This is a genomic window from Bordetella sp. H567, from assembly GCF_001704295.1.
Classification (GTDB): Bacteria; Pseudomonadota; Gammaproteobacteria; order Burkholderiales; family Burkholderiaceae_B; genus Bordetella_C.
In genome coordinates, this window is record NZ_CP012334.1 from 211195 (window position 1) to 228608 (window position 17414).

Sequence of the window (17414 nt, forward strand, 5' to 3'; positions counted from 1 at the left end):
TTGGCTTCTTTGTCTGTGTGGGTGCGTTGAAGTTTTTTGGGGGTGCTGGGGGGGTGTAGTGCTCTTGGGCCGTCCGTCGGGGACGATGCCTGCCGAGCTCGGCCCGGAGGAGCCGGTCCGCCGCCTTCGCGGCGGACTTCCGCGTTGTCATCCTCGTCCGGCGGCCGAACGTCGTTTGCGTTCTTGCGGCTTTTTTGCCCGGCCGTCCTCCCTTCGGATTCCCTCGCGCGGCTCCTACGGTCCGAGCTCGGCAGGCATCGCCCCCGACGGACTCCACTGTGCATTAATCACTGGCGGCTGGCACGGTTGGTGTTCTTGCACTTCGTGGCAGACGTGGCCGGCTGATGGAAGATGGTTCGGTGCCCGGTGACGCGCGGCCGCCCAGCGCGGCCACGCATCACCTACGCGGTGGTGTTGTGCGGCGGGTGCTGTGTGCGGCGTCCGATTACGTTGACGATGCGCGCGCGGCTTTAGCGAGAACGGAACCGCCGCTTGTGCATGCAGGGAATCGACTCATCATCCGCCGCCCATGCTGGCGCGCAACCGCGGCATGGGGACTGTCAGGATTTTTGTGTTTGAGGCATTTGAACGTCGTCGTGTTTCTGACTCTCCAGGTTCATGCTACTTCAGTGATATGGGTCGGTGAAGCGTTCTGCATAGATGATGGCAAACTGGTTCATGGCCAACCTCCAGTCGTGCGTGGCGCAGCCCCAGGTGCCCGTGATATTGCGCAGGACTAACCACAATAACTTGGTTGCGGCGTCGTCACTGGGGAAGTGTCCACGGGTCTTTACCGATCGGCGCAATTGCGCATTCAAGCTCTCGATGGCATTGGTGGTGTAGATGATCTTTCGGATCGCCGGGGGAAACGTAAAGAACGGGATCACGCGGTCCCAGGCGCGATGCCAGGTCTGGGCGATGGTCGGATATCTTTGGCCCCAACTGCCTTGCTCGAACACTGCCAGCGCCGCTTGCGCAGCCTCCACGGTCGGTGCGGTGTAGATCGGCCTGAGAGCCGCAGCCACTATCCGGCGCTCCTTCCAGCTCGCATATTCGACGCTACTGCGCATCAGATGCACGATGCACGTTTGCAGTGTGGTGCTTGGAAATACCGCGTTCAGCGCCTGCTCCATTCCCTTTAAGCCGTCGGTGAGGGAGTGTCATAAATTTTGTGTTTGAGGCCTAACATAGCTGCTCCAGAGGAGCACATTATGGCTACCAAGCAAAAGGCACCTCCGAGGGAATTGCCATCGATTCCTGCGAATCTGATGGATGAGTTCGTCAAAGGTCCGATGACGCCGGAGTCGGTGCAGGACCTTTCGATGGCGTTCAAGAAGGCCCTGATCGAACGGGCGCTGGGCGCGGAAATGGGCCAGCACCTGGGCTATGGCGCCGGCACGGACCCGCCCGAAGGCAGCACTAACCATCGCAACGGCACCAGTGGCAAGACGGTGATAACCGACGATGGGCCGCTACGCGTGGACATTCCCCGGGACCGGCAAGGCAGTTTTGCGCCGATCCTGATTCCCAAGCACAAGCGTCGATTTACGGGATTTGATGACAAGATCATCGCCATGTACGCCCGGGGGATGACGGTGCGCGAGATCCAAGGTTTTCTGCTTGAGCAGTACGGCACGGAAGTCTCGCCCGAGTTCATCAGTTCGGTGACCGACGCGGTTATGGAAGAGGTGATCGCCTGGCAGAACCGCCCTTTGGAGACCATGTATCCGGTGGTGTTCTTCGACGCGTTGCGGGTGAAGATCCGCGAAGATGGCGTGGTACGCAACAAGGCGGTGTACCTGGCGCTGGCGATCCTGCCGGACGGCACTCGTGACATCCTGGGCCTGTGGATCGAGCAGACCGAGGGATCGAAGTTCTGGATGAAGGTGTTCAACGAACTCAAGACTCGGGGCACGCTGGATATCCTGATCGCGGTCACCGACGGCTTAAAGGGAATGGAGCAGGCGCTGAACGCGGTATTTCCAAGCACCACACTGCAAACGTGCATCGTGCATCTGATGCGCAGTAGCGTCGAATATGCGAGCTGGAAGGAGCGCCGGATAGTGGCTGCGGCTCTCAGGCCGATCTACACCGCACCGACCGTGGAGGCTGCGCAAGCGGCGCTGGCAGTGTTCGAGCAAGGCAGTTGGGGCCAAAGATATCCGACCATCGCCCAGACCTGGCATCGCGCCTGGGACCGCGTGATCCCGTTCTTTACGTTTCCCCCGGCGATCCGAAAGATCATCTACACCACCAATGCCATCGAGAGCTTGAATGCGCAATTGCGCCGATCGGTAAAGACCCGTGGACACTTCCCCAGTGACGACGCCGCAACCAAGTTATTGTGGTTAGTCCTGCGCAATATCACGGGCACCTGGGGCTGCGCCACGCACGACTGGAGGTTGGCCATGAACCAGTTTGCCATCATCTATGCAGAACGCTTCACCGACCCATATCACTGAAGTAGCATGAACCTGGAGAGTCAGAAACACGACGACGTTCAAATGCCTCAAACACAAAAATCCTGACAGTCCCGTCGGTGACCGCGATCAGGATATCCAGCGTGCCCCGAGTCTTGAGTTCGTTGAACACCTTCATCCAGAACTTCGATCCCTCGGTCTGCTCGATCCACAGGCCCAGGATGTCACGAGTGCCGTCCGGCAGGATCGCCAGCGCCAGGTACACCGCCTTGTTGCGTACCACGCCATCTTCGCGGATCTTCACCCGCAACGCGTCGAAGAACACCACCGGATACATGGTCTCCAAAGGGCGGTTCTGCCAGGCGATCACCTCTTCCATAACCGCGTCGGTCACCGAACTGATGAACTCGGGCGAGACTTCCGTGCCGTACTGCTCAAGCAGAAAACCTTGGATCTCGCGCACCGTCATCCCCCGGGCGTACATGGCGATGATCTTGTCATCAAATCCCGTAAATCGACGCTTGTGCTTGGGAATCAGGATCGGCGCAAAACTGCCTTGCCGGTCCCGGGGAATGTCCACGCGTAGCGGCCCATCGTCGGTTATCACCGTCTTGCCACTGGTGCCGTTGCGATGGTTAGTGCTGCCTTCGGGCGGGTCCGTGCCGGCGCCATAGCCCAGGTGCTGGCCCATTTCCGCGCCCAGCGCCCGTTCGATCAGGGCCTTCTTGAACGCCATCGAAAGGTCCTGCACCGACTCCGGCGTCATCGGACCTTTGACGAACTCATCCATCAGATTCGCAGGAATCGATGGCAATTCCCTCGGAGGTGCCTTTTGCTTGGTAGCCATAATGTGCTCCTCTGGAGCAGCTATGTTAGGCCTCAAACACAAAATTTATGACACTCCCGCGGCATGACGCAACGGCGTAGGCGATTCGAGGCCGCGCTGGGCGGTCTCGAATCGACGGGCATGGCGAAATCTTTCTTCGGCTGAAGACCGAACGCTAGCGATGAGCCACTTTCCGCAGGCGTCGGCTTCCACTTATCAGCCCCGATCCACGCACGCCAACAACCACGGCATAACGCAATGGCGTAGGTCGGTTCAGGGCCGCGCTGGGCGGCCCTGAACCGACGGGCACCACAAGATCTTCGATCGGCAGGTCACATCACCGACGAAGCGCAAGAAACCCACCCGTCCCAGCGACCGTGATTAAGGCACAACGGAGTCCGTCGGGGGTGAGGCCTGTCGGGCCCGGCCCGTAGGAGCCGCGCGAGGGAATCCGAAGGAAGGACGGCCGGGCAAAAAAGCCGCAAGAACCCAAACGACGTTCGGCCGCCGTACGAGGATGACGACGCGGAAGTCCGCCGCGAAGGCGGCGGACCGGCTCCTCCGGGCCGGCCCCGACAGGCCTCACCCCCGACGGACGGCCCGAGAGCACTAACTACCCCCGAGAACACCACACCCCGCAAGCAAAACCCCACGCACCACCCATCGAGGGTATACCCACGTACCACCCCGTACCAAAAACGGTAAAAATCCCAACACTAGAACTAGCCCCCAACCTGAAGTCCCCATCGGCCCTTTCCGATCAGGAACCCTCATGTCCATCCTGCCTCATCGCCACGCCACCGTTGGTCGATCCCCGCTGCAGTCCGGCATCGCGGCCGCACGCCGCGTGGCTGCCCGTGTCGACCTTGCGATGAGACTTTGCGTATTGGCCCTGGCCGCCGCTACCGCCAGCATCATCCCGGCAGGACCCGCCCGCGCCGCCTTCCCCGACCGCCCGATCACCATCGTCGTACCGTATCCCGTCGGCGGTGCCACCGACACGCTGGCGCGCAGCATCGGCCAGCGCATATCCGAAGCCATGAAACAGTCCGTGGTCGTCGAGAACCGTACCGGAGGCAGCGGCCTGATCGGCATGTCGGTCGTCTCGCACGCCGCGCCCGATGGCTACACCGTCCTGTTCGGCTGCACTACCGACTCGGCCATCTTCAAAGCCGCCTCCAGGACGCCGCCCTCCGTCAACCTGCGCGACGACTTCGCCGCCGTCGCGGGCGTGGCGCTGGCACCGCACATCCTCGTCGTGCCGTCCAAGTCCGCCCCGCAGAACGTCCCGCAGCTTATCGACCTGCTCAAGCGCGAGCCCGGCAAGCACAATTTTGCCTCCATCGGTATCGGCACGCTCTCCCACCTGGAGGGTGAACTCCTGATGCTCACCACGGGCGTGCAGATCACCCACGTCCCCTATCGCGGCGGTTCGCAGGCCTTGATGGACTTGATCGCCGGCAATTCCAGCTTGATGTTCCTGAGTGCGCCCGCCGCCGTGCCTCACATGAAGAGCGGCGCGGTGCGGGTGCTTGCCGTGGCCGGCGACCACCGCCTGCCCATGCTGCCGGACGTCCCCACCATCACCGAAGCCGGTGTCAAGAACTTCAGCGCCGAGAACCTCTTCGGATTCTATGCGCCCAAGGGCACGCCTCCGGACATCGTCGACAGCCTGTCCAATGCCATCCAAGCCGCCTTGCAGCGCCCGGATTTGAAGTCCTTGCTGGAATCGCAGGGTCTGGAAGTGCAGTACACCACGCCTGCCGTATTCACCGAGCGCACCGTGAAGAATTTCGCGAACTTCGATGCCATCGTCAAAAAGGCAAACATCACGCTCGATTGAAAAAATGCCGGGCATCGTGCCCGGCATCCTGCGCGGTGCCACGCCCGCATTGGCCGCTACATCGTCCCTTCCGGCAGCTTCGCGCAATGGTCGTAGATCGCGCCGGGCCGAGTGAACCACACCTCGTTGCGGCGCGGATGTTCCGCGATGTACTTCAGCGCGCGCCGCATCGCGCGCAGGCGGTACGGCTGGCCCGTCACCATGGTATGCAGCGCGATACCGAAAACCAGCGGCTGCTTGGCGCTCTGGTCCAGCATTTCCTCGAACTGGTCGATGATCATCTGGCTGAACTGGTCGGGCGTGTGATGCCGCACCAGCATCTGCGGAGAGTCGTTCAATTCCAGGGGATAGGGTACCGACATGATGCGGCCGGCTCGCGTCTTCATCCAGATCGGCTGGTCGTCCGCCGGCCAGTCCATCAGGAACTTGTAGCCGGCTTCCTGCAGCAGGTCCGGCGTATGGCGGCTATGCGACATCCACGGCGCCATCCAGCCGCGCACCTCCTGGCCTGTATGCTCCAGGATGGCGTCGCGCACTTCGGCCAGGAAGCGGGCCTCGTCCGGTTCCCACATCGTGCCGTGGCGCTCGGCGTTGGTGCGGCCGTGGCCGATGAACTCGTCGCCGCGGGCCTTGATCGGCGCGATCAGTTCCGGGCAGTACTTGAAGATCTCGGTATTGCACAGGTGGGAGGCGGGCAGGCCCAGTTCGTCCAGCATGTCCAGGATGCGCCAGACACCGATGCGGTTGCCGTAGTCGGTCCACGCGAAGGCGCGCTGATCCGGCGCCGGCAGCGGCACGGTCAGGTTGTGGCTCAGGCCCGTGCCGAAAGCGAAGATCTCGATATTCAAGCCGATGTGCATCGCGATGCGCTTGCCTTCGGGCCAGCTGTAGTCTTTGCGCGCGCCGATGGCGCGATAGGGATAGCGGTCGTGGGTGGGCAGCAGCATGGCGGTTCTCTCCGGGTCTACTCGAGCGGCCGAAGCCTGGGTTGGGACGGGGCGCCCGCGGGGCGGGGCGCCGCGTCATGGAACGCATGGCGGGACGGGCGGCGGTACGTCCGTTGTGACCGTACCAAAAATAGTTATAATTCCATAAATATAACACCGCGCTTTCGGCTGTCCGGCCTGCGGCCAGGGGGTATCCGGCGATGAAACCGAGCAGATTCGTGCACTACGAACCCACCTCCGTGGACCAGGCGGTGATGATTCTTGCCGACGTCTGCGAGCAGGACGGACGCGTGCTCGCCGGCGGCCAGACCCTGGTTCCCGCGATGGCGCTGCGCCTGGCACGGCCCGCCTATCTGGTCGACATCAACCGTATCGACGAACTGCGCCGGCTCGAGCTGCGCGACGGCAGGCTGCACATCGGCGCCTGCGTGCGCCACGCCGATTTCCACGCGCCCGCCGCGCCGGGCCCGCTGGGCACGCTCTTGTCCACGGTCGTGCGCCATATCGCGCACCTGCCCATCCGTACGCGCGGCACTTTCTGCGGCAGCATCGCCAACGCCGATCCGGCCTCCGAATGGTGCCTGGTCGCGGCCACGCTGGACGCGGTCTTCGAAGCGCGCAGCCTGCGCGGCACGCGGCATATCGACGCGCGCGGGTTCTTCCACGGCTATATGGCCACCGACCTGGCCGCCGACGAATTGCTGGTCAGCGCCAGCCTGCCGGTGCTGCCCGCGGGCACGCGCCACGGCTTTCACGAATACAGCCGGCGCGCCGGCGATTTCGCGCAGGCCATGGCGCTGGCCACGTACGAGCTGCGTGACGGCGTGATGCGCGATGTCCGGATCGGCGTGGGCGGCGTGGAAGACCGCCCGCGCCGCATGCCCGCGGCGCAGGCCTGCCTGGAGGGCGAGACGCCCGGGGCGCACGCCTACGCGCGCGCGGCCGAGGCCGCGGCGATGGAAGCCGAACCGACCGATAGCGGCGAGGACGAACGGGCCTACCGGCGCGACCTGGTGCGCGCCGTCGTGGAGCGCGCGCTGGCCCAGGCCCATGACGACGTGCCGGCACGGTAGCGAGCAGGAGATATCGATGAACGAGCGTGACGACACAGCGGGCGCGGACCACGACATCGTGCTGAGGATCAACGGCGTGCAATACCCGCTCCGGGTGGAGGCACGCAAGACGCTGGTCGACGCCATCCGCGACGACTGCGGCCAGACCGGCACGCACATCGGTTGCGAACACGGCGTCTGCGGCGCCTGCACCGTGCTGATGGACGGCGAACCGGTGCGGTCCTGCCTGATGTTCGCGGTACAGGCCGAAGGCAGCTGCATCCGCACCGTGGAAGGACTGGCCAACGGCCCGCACTTTCATCCGATGCAGCAAGCCTTCATGGACCACCATGCCTTGCAGTGCGGCTTCTGTACACCGGGCTTCCTGATGCTGGCGACCGGCGCGCTGGAGCGCAACCCGGACATCAGCGATGAGGAACTCCTGGACGTTCTGTCGTCGAATCTGTGCCGTTGTACCGGATACCAGAACATCCTGGCCGCGGTGCGCGCCGCGCGCTCCGCCATGGCCGCCGGCACCCTCGCGCGGCCGCCTGAAGGCGGCGCTCCCTCCCATGGGGAGGATGTCGCGCAGCGACAGGAGGGTACACAATGAATGCTCACGTAGTCGACGAACCGCGCGTGGACGCGCCCGTGACGGACGAACGCATCGTCGGACGCTCGGTATCGCGCCTGGAAGATCCTCCGCTGGTACGCGGCGAAGCCTGCTTCGCCGGCGACGTCAATTTTCCGCGGCAACTGCATATGCGCGTGGTGCGGGCGCAGACGGCCCATGGACGCATCGTCGCCATCGATACCGCGCGGGCGCTGGCCCTGCGCGGCGTGGTCGCGGCCTGGACGGGTGCGGACGTGGCCGATATCCCGCCCATCCCGTTCCGCGCCACCAAGGTTACCGGCCTGGAACCCTACTGCCAGCCCATCCTGGCGCGGGAGCGCGTGCGCTACGTCGGCGAACCCGTTGCGGTGGTGTTCGCGGACACCCCCTATATCGCGGAGGACGCCGCGGATCTCGTCGACGTCCAGATCGATCCCTTGCCGCCCATCCTGTCCGCCACCGACGCGCCCGGCGAGTTCCTGCCCGGCCTGAACACGGAACCGACGGTGATCCGCAAGGGCTACGGCGACGTGGCGGCCGCCTTCGCGGCGGCGCACGCCGTGATCGCGCTGGAGCTTTCCATAGGCCGGCATTCCGGCGTGCCGCTGGAATGCCGCGGCGCGGTGGCCCGCTACGACGCCGCGCGCGATGTCCTGGAAATGTACGGGGCGGCGAAGAAGTCGCACTGGAACCGCGACGAGATGGCGAAAATGCTGGGCCGCAGTCCCAGCAGCTTTCACCTGTACGAAGGCCACGTGGGGGGTGGTTTCGGCGTGCGCGGCGAAATCTATCCCGAGGACGTGCTGGTGTGCCTGGCCGCGCTGCGCCTGCGCCGGCCCGTCAAGTGGATCGAGGACCGCCGCGAGAATCTCATGGCGACCAACCATTCGCGCGAACAGCAACACCGGATAGAAGCCGCTGTCGACGCGCAAGGCCACATCCTGGGCATACGAAATACCTTCTTTCACGCGCAGGGCGCCTACACGCGCACGCACGGCGCGCGCGTGGCCGATATGTCGGCGGGCCTGTTGCTGGGGCCCTATCGCGTGCCGGCCTACGAAGTGGCGGGCCACTATCGTCTGGTGAACAAGACGCCGGCGGCGACCTACCGCTCGCCAGGACGCTATGAAACCACCTTCGTGCGCGAGCGCCTGATGGACGCCATCGCGCAGCGGATCGGCATCGACGCCATCGAGGCGCGACGCCGCAATCTGGTCAAGGCGCACGAGATGCCCTACGCCCGTCCGCTCGATGCCCTGGGTACCGACGTGGTGCTGGATTCGGGCGACTACGACGGGCTCATCGACAAGACGCTGGCGCGGCTGGACTGGCCGCGCCTGCAGGCGGACCTGGCGCGCCGCCGCGCGGCCGGGGAATGCGTGGGCCTGGGCCTGGCGATGTTCGTCGAGAAATCCGGCCTGGGGCCATCGGACATGGTTCGCTTGACCGTCGACGCCAGCGGCGCGATCGAACTCGTCACGGGGGCCGGCTCCGTCGGACAGGGCATGGAAACAGCGCTGGCGCAGATCTGCGCGCAGGAGCTGGGAGTGGATTACCGCCGCGTGCGCGTCATCCACGGACGCACAGACCTTATCGAATTCGGCAACGGCGCGCATGCGTCGCGGGTCACCGTGATGTCGGGATCGGCGACGCAAATTGCCGCGCGCAAGGTGCGCGCGAAGGCGCTGGATGTGGCCGCGAAGCTGCTGGACGCCACGCCCGCCGACCTGACGATAGGCGGCGGCCGCATTCGGCGCACCGCCGAGCCGGACGGCCGCACTGTCGGGCTGGAGGAAGTGGCCCGCTACCTGCATCCCGGCTCGCGCACCAGCGACGGGCATGAACCCGGCTTGTCCGCCGAGGGATGGTTCTACAGCGACCACATGAACTACCCCTATGGCGTGCACGCGGCGCAGGTGTGCATCGACGCCGACACCGGGCAGGTGCGCATCGAAAAATACCTGGTGGCCTACGACGTGGGCCGCGCGGTCAATCCCATGCTGATCGAAGGCCAGATCGTCGGCGGCCTGGCCCAGGGCATCGGGGGCGCGCTGTTCGAGGAATTCACCTATGACGCCGAAGGCCAGCCCTTGTCGACGACCTTCGCCGACTACGTCATGGTCACCGCGCATGAGATGCCGCCGGTGGACGTGCTGATCACGGAAGACGCGCCCAGCCCCCTGAACCCCATGGGCCTGAAGGGCGCCGGGGAGGGCGGCACGAATGCCGCCGGCGCGGCGATCGCCGCGGCCGTGGACGATGCGCTGGGCGCGCCCGGCTTCGTGACGCGGCTGCCGATCAAGCCGCTGGACGTGCGGCGCCACATCGCCGCGCGGGAGGCACGGGAACGCCCGGCGGCGAAGATCCCCCGCCCTGAGCTCCGCGCACGGACGGAGTGGTGTACTGTTTTTGGTACGAGTATTTAATTTGGCATAGAGCTGCTACACTGCCACATGCTCCCGGATCTTGCGCCGGCGCGCGCCGCGCGGCATGCGCCCATCGCCGCGCGCCGGGACCTGGATAGAAGACATTTACGCCAGCGCCACCGCCTGGCGCACCGGGGAGGACCACCGTCATGCAATTCACCAACGACTTCGAAGTATCGCTGCCGCCGGACCAGGCATGGCCCGTCCTGATGGACATCGAACGCATCGTGCCTTGCATGCCCGGCGCCGAACTGGTGGAAATCGTCGACGAGAAAACCTTCAAGGGCAAGGTCGCCGTCAAGCTGGGGCCCGTCGCCCTGTCCTTCCTGTGCAACGCGGCCTTCGAGGAAATCGACAACGCCGCGCATACCGCGCGCATCAAGGCCAGCGGGGCGGACGCCAAGGGGCGCGGCAACGCCAACACCACGATCCGGTTCGGCCTGCAGCCCAGCGCGAAAGGGTCCAAGGTCATCATCGATACCGACCTGACGCTGTCCGGCGCGGTGGCGCAGTACGGCCGCGGCGTCGGCATGATCCAGACCGTCGCCAACCAGATCATCTCGCAGTTCTCCAGGAACCTGGAAGCGCAGATTTCCCAAGGCCGGCAGGCCGAAGTGCCCGCGGCGCCGGGCGTGTCGCAAGGCACTGCGGGCGCCGCGGCCGCCGGCATGGACGGGGCGCCCGCCGCGCCGCGCCAGGCAGCGCGGCCGCCGGTCCAGCCGGCCAAGCCCATCAGCGGCTTTTCGCTGATCCTGTCCTCGCTGTGGGCCATGATCCGCGGCTGGTTCGGCGGTTCGTCGCGCTGACGGCGGCGGCCAGGCGCCGGCGCGGCCGCCGCGCCCCGGGGCCTGCCCGCCACCGCGCCCTGCACGCGTGACCGCCCGCTTCGCACGCCCTCGCAGTACAAAAAAAGACACTTTTCCCGATTTTTACCAAGCACATGTCCAGGCCAAGACGGCCGCATGGGCCGCACGGAGCGATCCTTGACCAAGCCTTCCATCAACACCGTACTGACCCTGCTGAGCGCCGAGCGGATGGCGGCGTTCTATGAGGCGGGCTTCTGGCGGGACGAAACCATATACATGGCGGCGCGGCGCCACGCGCAGGCCGCGCCGCGGGCGTATGCGGTGCGCGACCGGGGACTGCGCCTGACCTATGCCGAACTGATCGCCGCGGCGGACCGGCTGGCCGCGACGCTGCAGGCGGCCGGCGTACGGGCCGGGCAACGCGTCGGTGTCTGGATGTCCAGCCGCGTGGAGACCGCGATCGCGCTGCTGGCCTGCTCGCGCAACGCCTATGCGTGCTGCCCCTCGCTGCATCGCGACCACACCGCGCCGGATGTGCTGGCGCTGATGGAAAGCGCGGGCGCGGCCGCCTTCATCGGCGAAACGGATTACGGCGCCGACGCCGAGCGCAACGATATCTTCGCCATGCTGGCGCGCGTGCCCACGCTGCGCCATCTGATCGCCTTGCCGCCCGTGGCCCGGCGCCCGTCCGGCACGCCGCTGTTCGATGCACCGGCGCCCGCCGCCGGCGATACCTGGTCCACCGAGCCGAACCGGCTGGTCTATCTGGCCTTCACCTCCGGCACGACGGGCGCGCCCAAGGGCGTGATGCACAGCGACAACACGCTGCTGGCGAACGCGCGCGAGATCGCCAAGGACTGGTCTTTCGGCCCGTCCTCCGTTATCTACACCATGAGCCCGCTCAGCCACAACCTGGGCCTGGGCGCGCTGGTCAGCGCCCTGGCCACCGGCGGCGAACTTGTCGTGCACGACCTGCCGCGCGGCGCCAGCGTGCTGGACCGGCTGCTGGATACCGGCGCGACCTTCCTCTTCGGCGTGCCCACGCATGCGGTCGACCTGCTGGCGGAACTGAAGGCGCGCGGCCTGTCGCGCGTCGGCGCGCTGCAGGGTTTCCGCATCTCCGGCGCGGCCGCGCCGCGCGACGTGGTGGCGGAGCTGCTGTGCTACGGCGTCATGCCGCAAAGCGGCTACGGCATGACCGAAGCGTGCTCGCATCACTACACGCTGCCTGGCGACGACCCACGCCGCATCATCGAGACATCGGGCCGCGCCTGCGCCAGCTACGAGGTCAAGATCTGGTCCACGGACGATCCCGACACGGAAGTGCCGGTGGGCGAAACCGGCCAGATCGGCGGACGCGGCGCCAGCCTGATGCTGGGCTACTTCGACAACCAGAAGGCCACGGAAAGCGCCTTCAATTCGCACGGCTGGTTCATGACGGGCGACGTCGGCCGCCTGGACGCCGACGGCTACCTGGTGATCACCGGCCGCAAGAAAGACCTGATCATCCGCGGCGGGCACAACATCTATCCGGCGCGCATCGAAAACCTGGCAATGCAGCACGCGGCCGTGGCGCGCGCCGCCGTGCTGCCGGTGCCCGACGCGCGCCTGGGGGAAAAAGTCTGCCTGGCGGTCATGCTCAAGCCCGGCGCCAGCCTGGCCGCCGAAGACATGCTGGCACACCTGGACGCTTCCGGCCTGTCGCGCTACGACATGCCGGAGTACTACCTCGAGTTGCCGGAAATCCCGCTGACCGCCAGCGGCAAGATCTTCAAGCGCGACCTGGTCGAGGACGTCAGGACCGGCCGCCTCGCGCCGCTGGCCGTGCGCTGGCAACCCACGGCCACCGCCGCGACGGCGAAGCAAACGCCATGAGCAGCGCGCCACAGGAGGGCACACCCGTGATCGCCGCGACGCATGCCGCCGGCGATGCCGATGCAATGCTGCGGCGCTTGCGGCATGAGCTGGCGCATCCGCCCTTCCATGCCCTGCTCAACCCCGTCGCGGTCTCCGCCGACGCCGTCACCGGCATCGTGGTCATCCGGCTGCCCTACAGCCCCGCGCTGCGCCGCGCGGCGGATTCGGAGAACATCCATGGCGGCGTCATCGCGGCGCTCATCGACATGGCGGCGCACGCGGCCGTGGCCGTGCAAACCGGGCGCATGGCCCCCACGGTGGACCTGCGCATCGATTACCTGAAGCCCGCCCCGGGCGCCGATCTCTATGCCACCGCGAAGGTGCTGCGGCTGGGGCGCGCCATCGCGCGCGCGGACGTCGAAGTCGCGCACGCGGCGGGCGCGGCGCCTTGCGCCGTGGGCCGTGGCACCTTCAGTACCCTGGACCTGGGCCGTGCCCCGTAGCGCGCCCACGCACGCATTCATAGGACCCGCACCATGCAGGCAGCTATTCTGAGGGAGTTCGGCGCGATCGAACAATTGCGCATGGAAACCGTGGCCGATCCGGTGGCCGGCCCGGGCCAGGTCGTCGTCGATATCCAGGCCATCGCGGCCAACTTCGTCGATACCCTGATCGTCGCCGGAAAATACCAGTTCCTGCCGGAACGGCCGTTTTCACCGGGCAAGCTTCCCACCGGCATCGTCAGCGCCATCGGGGCCGGCGTCACGGACGTGAAGCCGGGCGACCGCGTGCTGACACTGGCCGAACACGGCGGCTATGCCGAGAAAATCGCGGTCCCGGCCGCCAGCTGCTTTCGCTTGCCCGACACGCTGTCCTTCATCGATGCCGCGGCCATGTCGCTGGGTTTCGACACCGCCTGGTTCGCGCTGTGCGAACGCGGCCGGGCCAAGGCGGGCGATACGGTGCTGGTGCTGGGCGCCACCGGCGCGGTAGGCCTGGCGGCCGTGCAGTTGGCCAAGGCCTATGGCCTGCGCGTCCTGGCCGCGGTCGGCAGTGCGGCCAAGGCGGACCCGGTGCGGCGCGCCGGGGCCGACGCCATCGTCGACCTGTCCACGCCCGACCTGCGCGAGAGCCTGCGCGCGCAAGTCCACGCCGCGACCAGCGGCGCCGGCGCGGACATCGTGCTGGACCCATTGGGCGGCGACATCTTCGACGCGGCGATACGTGCGGTGGCCTGGCGCGGCCGCTATGTGGTGATCGGCTTCGCGGCTGGCCGCATTCCGACGCTGAAGGTCAACTACGTCATGCTGAAAAACATGGAAGTCAGCGGCGTGCAGGTCAGCGACTACCGGAAGAAAGCGCCCGACGAAATGCGCCATTGCATCCAGGAGATCTTCCGGCTTTACCAGGCCGGCCAGCTTGCCGCGCCGCCCGCGACGGTGATGCCGCTGGACCAGGTGCGCGAGGCGCTGCATCAACTGGAGGCACGCACGGCGCGGGGCCGGCTGGTACTGGTGCCCGCCACCGCCGCGGATTGAGGCAGCCCATGGAATAGGCTCGGCCGCCGCACAGGCCGGGCCTTAACTGCCCCGACCACGCGCCGGCCAGCGACTCATTCGGCGTTACCGGGCTTCCAGGGCCTGCAGCACATCCACCGGCGAAATCGGCACACGGGTGATATGCACGCCCGTACCTTCCAGCGCGTGATCGACCGCCGACGCCACGGCGGCGGTGATCGGCAGCACGCCGGCTTCGCCCACGCCCTTGACGCCCAGCGCATTCAGCGGCGTGGGCGATTCAAGATGGGTCAGCGCAATCCGCGGCATCTCGGTGGCGGTGACGAGCAGGTATTCCGCCAGATTCGTGGTCACCGGCTGCGCATTCTCGTCATAGCCCATGTGCTCGAACAGCGCATTGCCCACGCCATGCGCGATGCCGCCCAACAATTGTCCTTCGACGATCTTGGGATGGATGACCCGTCCGCAATCATGCGCGAAGACGATCTGGCGCAAGGTGACCGCACCCGTCTCGATATCGACTTCGACTTCCGCCACCGCGGTGGCGTTGCCGTAGGCCATGTCGTTGATGACGACGTGCTCCGTGGCTTCCAGGCCCGGCGTCGCGCCCGGCATCATGAATCCCGGCAGGCCCGCGGCCGCCCGGGCCAACTCGCCCAGGCTGGCCCGGGCGTCGGAACCTCGCGCGACCACGTGCCGTCCTTCGATATCCAGTGTCTCCACGGGTAGCCGCATCACGGCGGCGCCGACCTCCAGTACCTGGCGGCGCACCGCTTGCGCGGCCTTGTGCGCGGAGCTGCCGGCCATCACCGCCTGCCGGCTGTTGAAGCCGCCGAAGCCCTGCACGGAAGACTGGCTGTCGCCGGTCGTCACATGCACGTTGTCCATGTCGCCGCCCAGCTGTTCCGCCACCACCTGCGTCAGCATCGTGCGCGTGCTCTGCCCCATGGCGGCGGCGGCGGAATGCACCTGCACGATGCCTTGCGTCGTAATGCGCACGCGGATCTGTTCATAGGGGCCCCGGCCGGTCCCCTCGACCGAGTTCGCCAGGCCGATGCCCAGGCGCTTGCCTTGCCCGCGCGCGATCGCCTGCCGCGCCGGAAAGCCGTCCCAACCCGCTTGTTCCAAAGCCATCGCCTGGCAGCGCGGGAAATCTCCGCTATCCAGCACCACCTGCATGCCGCCGCGCGTTTTCATCGGGGTGGCGTAGGGCATGGCATCGGCCGGCACCAGGTTGCGGCGGCGGACCTCCGCGCGGTCCAGGTTCAGCTCGCGCGCGACGCGATCCAGCAGGCGCTCCATGGCGAACACACCTTGCGGCTGTCCCGCGCCGCGTACCGGCGTAACGGGCACCCGGTTGGTGGCCACGCATTTGATGTCCAGGCGGTACGCGGGCACCCGATACGCCAGCGTCATCGCCGCGCCCGCGCCGTAAGGCACATTCGTGCCGCGCACGTTGTAGGCGCCGTGATCGTGCAGCAAGGTGCCGCGCACGCCCAGGATGCGCGCGTCGCCGTCGACCGCGATCTCCACATCCCAGATCTGGTCGCGTTCCTGCGTGGTCGATATGAAATGCTCGCGCCGGTCCTCGATCCACTTCACGGGGCGGTGCAGCATCAGCGCCGCCACCGCCACAACGGCTTCTTCCGGATAGAAGACCAGCTTGGGGCCGAAGCCGCCGCCCACGTCCGGCGTGATCACGCGGACTTGGTCGGGCCCGCGTCCCAGCAGGTCGCAGAGGATCTGCCGGGCCGGCAGCGGCGTCTGCGTGGAACTCCATACCGTCAGGAGGTCGTCCAGCGGGTCGTAGCGGGCCACCACGCCGCGGCATTCGATGGAATGGCTGCCGCCGCGATGCTGCACCAGCGATTCGCCGTACACGTGCGGCGCCGATGCGAACACGGCGTCGACATCGCCGTAGGCCAGGTCGAACTCGGCCACCAGGTTGTGCGGCGCGCTGCGGTGAACCGTCGGCGCGCCTTCCCGCAGCGCCGTGCGGCAATCGGCCACGGCGGGCAGCGGATCGTAATCCACCTCCACCAGCGCCGCCGCGTCCTCGGCCAGGTAGCGGTCTTGCGCGATCACCACGGCGATCGCTTCGCCCACATAGGCGGCTTCGGTCGACGCCAATACCGGACGATGCAGGTTCAGGCGAAAGCTGGGGCTGGGCAGTGCCGTCACCAGTTCCGCGCTGGTCAGGTACGGCATCAGGTCCGTCAGCGTCAGCACCGCATGCACGCCGGGGGCGGCCGCGGCCGCGGTGGTGTTGATGGCGCGTATCGCCGCATGCGCGTTGTCGCTGCGCACGAAGGCCGCGTGCAGCATCCCCGGCGCGTCGATGTCGTCGACGAAGCGCGCAGTGCCCGTCAGCAGCGCGTGGTCTTCCACGCGCGGCACATTGACGCCGATGGTCCTGCCGCCTTGCGGCTTGCCGTGTTCCCGTTCGCGCTGTTCGCCGGGCGTCTGGCCCGGCGCCTGGGCCGGTTTCTCCGCCGGGCGTTCGGCGGGCCGGACCTCCGGAAGATCCACGGCGGGGCTGTCCAGCGGGCTCATGGCCGCGCTCCGTTGCCGCGCAGCTGTTCCGCGGCGGCCAAGGTAGCCTTGACGATGCCGTCGTAGCCGGTGCAGCGGCACAGGTTGCCCGAGATCGCCACGCGGATCTCCGCCTCGGTCGGATGCGGATTGCTGTTCAGCAATTCGGCCAGCGTGGTCAGCATGCCCGGCGTACAGAAGCCGCATTGCAGGCCGTGTTCGTCCTTGAAGGCCTGCTGGATCGGATGCAGCCGGCCCTCACAAGCCAGGCCCTCGATGGTGGTGATGTCGTGGCCGTCCGCCTGCACCGCCAGGGTCAGGCAGGAGCGGACCGACAGGCCGTCCATCAATACGGTGCACGCGCCGCACACGCCGTGCTCGCAGCCGACGTGCGTGCCGGTCAGCCGCAATTCATGGCGCAGGAAGTCGGCCAGCGTCAGGCGGACGCGTACGTCGGACGCGTACTCCTTGCCGTTGACGCGGACGGCGATCTGGCGGGTCTGTTCGTTGACGGCAGTAGTCATGGCGATACCTTGGTACGTCGATGGAGTGCGGCGCGCCCGTGTCGAGCCGCC

General features: G+C 66.8%; 12 protein-coding genes and 2 pseudogenes. 9 read left to right on the forward strand and 5 right to left on the reverse strand.

Annotation, left to right across the window (positions count from 1 at the left end; genetic code table 11):
* Positions 1 to 626 precede the first annotated feature (626 nt).
* Positions 627 to 1157 (reverse strand): annotated as a pseudogene (locus tag AKI39_RS01000) (IS256 family transposase); the annotation flags it as partial.
* A gap of 54 nt (positions 1158 to 1211) precedes the next feature.
* Between AKI39_RS01000 and AKI39_RS01005 the strand changes: the two are divergent.
* Positions 1212 to 2462 carry an IS256 family transposase gene (locus tag AKI39_RS01005; protein WP_066631610.1) on the forward strand — a complete coding sequence of 417 codons (1251 nt, stop codon included), beginning with the start codon at positions 1212 to 1214 and terminating at the stop codon, positions 2460 to 2462.
* A 70-nt stretch (positions 2463 to 2532) separates the two neighbouring features.
* On the opposite strand, the pseudogene AKI39_RS01010 reads toward AKI39_RS01005, so the two are convergent.
* Positions 2533 to 3267: pseudogene (locus AKI39_RS01010) on the reverse strand (IS256 family transposase); the annotation flags it as partial.
* A gap of 751 nt (positions 3268 to 4018) precedes the next feature.
* On the opposite strand from AKI39_RS01010, the gene AKI39_RS01015 reads away from it, so the two are divergent.
* Positions 4019 to 5089: a Bug family tripartite tricarboxylate transporter substrate binding protein gene (locus AKI39_RS01015; protein ID WP_083228554.1), complete on the forward strand. Its 1071-nt coding sequence runs from the start codon at positions 4019 to 4021 to the stop codon at positions 5087 to 5089.
* A 56-nt stretch (positions 5090 to 5145) separates the two neighbouring features.
* On the opposite strand, the gene AKI39_RS01020 is transcribed toward AKI39_RS01015, so the two are convergent.
* Entirely contained in the window at positions 5146 to 6036 is an 891-nt protein-coding gene (locus AKI39_RS01020) for a polysaccharide deacetylase family protein (protein WP_066631612.1), read from the reverse strand.
* 200 nt (positions 6037 to 6236) lie between these two features.
* Between AKI39_RS01020 and AKI39_RS01025 the strand changes: the two genes are divergently transcribed.
* The 7 genes from AKI39_RS01025 (at position 6237) to AKI39_RS01055 (ending at position 14328) form a co-directional block, all read left to right on the forward strand.
* Complete coding sequence (locus AKI39_RS01025; RefSeq protein ID WP_066631616.1) at positions 6237 to 7109, forward strand: FAD binding domain-containing protein; 873 nt, start codon at positions 6237 to 6239, stop codon at positions 7107 to 7109.
* Between the two features lie 16 nt (positions 7110 to 7125).
* Positions 7126 to 7701: a (2Fe-2S)-binding protein gene (locus AKI39_RS01030; protein WP_066631622.1), complete on the forward strand. Its 576-nt coding sequence runs from the start codon at positions 7126 to 7128 to the stop codon at positions 7699 to 7701.
* The gene (locus tag AKI39_RS01035) at positions 7698 to 10127 is read left to right on the forward strand and encodes a xanthine dehydrogenase family protein molybdopterin-binding subunit (protein ID WP_066631624.1); all 2430 of its coding nucleotides are present in this window, start codon (positions 7698 to 7700) and stop codon (positions 10125 to 10127) included. The genes AKI39_RS01030 and AKI39_RS01035 overlap by 4 nt, the downstream gene beginning before the upstream one ends.
* Positions 10128 to 10276: 149 nt before the next feature.
* Positions 10277 to 10933: an SRPBCC family protein gene (locus AKI39_RS01040; protein WP_066631626.1), complete on the forward strand. Its 657-nt coding sequence runs from the start codon at positions 10277 to 10279 to the stop codon at positions 10931 to 10933.
* 177 nt (positions 10934 to 11110) lie between these two features.
* On the forward strand, positions 11111 to 12808 hold the full coding sequence (locus AKI39_RS01045; RefSeq protein WP_235610721.1) for a class I adenylate-forming enzyme family protein: 1698 nt from the start codon (positions 11111 to 11113) through the stop codon (positions 12806 to 12808).
* Positions 12805 to 13293: a PaaI family thioesterase gene (locus AKI39_RS01050; RefSeq protein WP_083228555.1), complete on the forward strand. Its 489-nt coding sequence runs from the start codon at positions 12805 to 12807 to the stop codon at positions 13291 to 13293. The genes AKI39_RS01045 and AKI39_RS01050 overlap by 4 nt, the downstream gene beginning before the upstream one ends.
* A 33-nt stretch (positions 13294 to 13326) precedes the next feature.
* A complete protein-coding gene (locus AKI39_RS01055; RefSeq protein WP_066631630.1) occupies positions 13327 to 14328 on the forward strand; it encodes an NADPH:quinone oxidoreductase family protein in 1002 nt (333 codons plus the stop codon).
* A gap of 84 nt (positions 14329 to 14412) precedes the next feature.
* Here AKI39_RS01055 and AKI39_RS01060 read toward each other — a convergent pair whose 3' ends face one another.
* The gene (locus AKI39_RS01060; protein ID WP_083228556.1) at positions 14413 to 16860 is read right to left on the reverse strand and encodes a xanthine dehydrogenase family protein molybdopterin-binding subunit; all 2448 of its coding nucleotides are present in this window, start codon (positions 16858 to 16860) and stop codon (positions 14413 to 14415) included.
* Positions 16857 to 17363 (reverse strand): (2Fe-2S)-binding protein, encoded by a 507-nt coding sequence (locus AKI39_RS01065; protein ID WP_066631632.1) that lies wholly within the window; start codon positions 17361 to 17363, stop codon positions 16857 to 16859. The genes AKI39_RS01060 and AKI39_RS01065 overlap by 4 nt, the downstream gene beginning before the upstream one ends.
* Positions 17364 to 17414 lie beyond the last annotated feature (51 nt).

What these genes read in the sequence shown, in the direction of transcription:
- AKI39_RS01005 (WP_066631610.1), top strand. Translation starts at nt 1,212, where the DNA reads ATGGCTACCAAGCAAAAGGCACCTCCGAGGGAATTGCCATCGATTCCT.
- AKI39_RS01015 (WP_083228554.1), top strand. Translation starts at nt 4,019, where the DNA reads ATGTCCATCCTGCCTCATCGCCACGCCACCGTTGGTCGATCCCCGCTG.
- AKI39_RS01020 (WP_066631612.1), bottom strand. Translation starts at nt 6,036, where the DNA reads ATGCTGCTGCCCACCCACGACCGCTATCCCTATCGCGCCATCGGCGCG.
- AKI39_RS01025 (WP_066631616.1), top strand. Translation starts at nt 6,237, where the DNA reads ATGAAACCGAGCAGATTCGTGCACTACGAACCCACCTCCGTGGACCAG.
- AKI39_RS01030 (WP_066631622.1), top strand. Translation starts at nt 7,126, where the DNA reads ATGAACGAGCGTGACGACACAGCGGGCGCGGACCACGACATCGTGCTG.
- AKI39_RS01035 (WP_066631624.1), top strand. Translation starts at nt 7,698, where the DNA reads ATGAATGCTCACGTAGTCGACGAACCGCGCGTGGACGCGCCCGTGACG.
- AKI39_RS01040 (WP_066631626.1), top strand. Translation starts at nt 10,277, where the DNA reads ATGCAATTCACCAACGACTTCGAAGTATCGCTGCCGCCGGACCAGGCA.
- AKI39_RS01050 (WP_083228555.1), top strand. Translation starts at nt 12,805, where the DNA reads ATGAGCAGCGCGCCACAGGAGGGCACACCCGTGATCGCCGCGACGCAT.
- AKI39_RS01055 (WP_066631630.1), top strand. Translation starts at nt 13,327, where the DNA reads ATGCAGGCAGCTATTCTGAGGGAGTTCGGCGCGATCGAACAATTGCGC.
- AKI39_RS01060 (WP_083228556.1), bottom strand. Translation starts at nt 16,860, where the DNA reads ATGAGCCCGCTGGACAGCCCCGCCGTGGATCTTCCGGAGGTCCGGCCC.
- AKI39_RS01065 (WP_066631632.1), bottom strand. Translation starts at nt 17,363, where the DNA reads ATGACTACTGCCGTCAACGAACAGACCCGCCAGATCGCCGTCCGCGTC.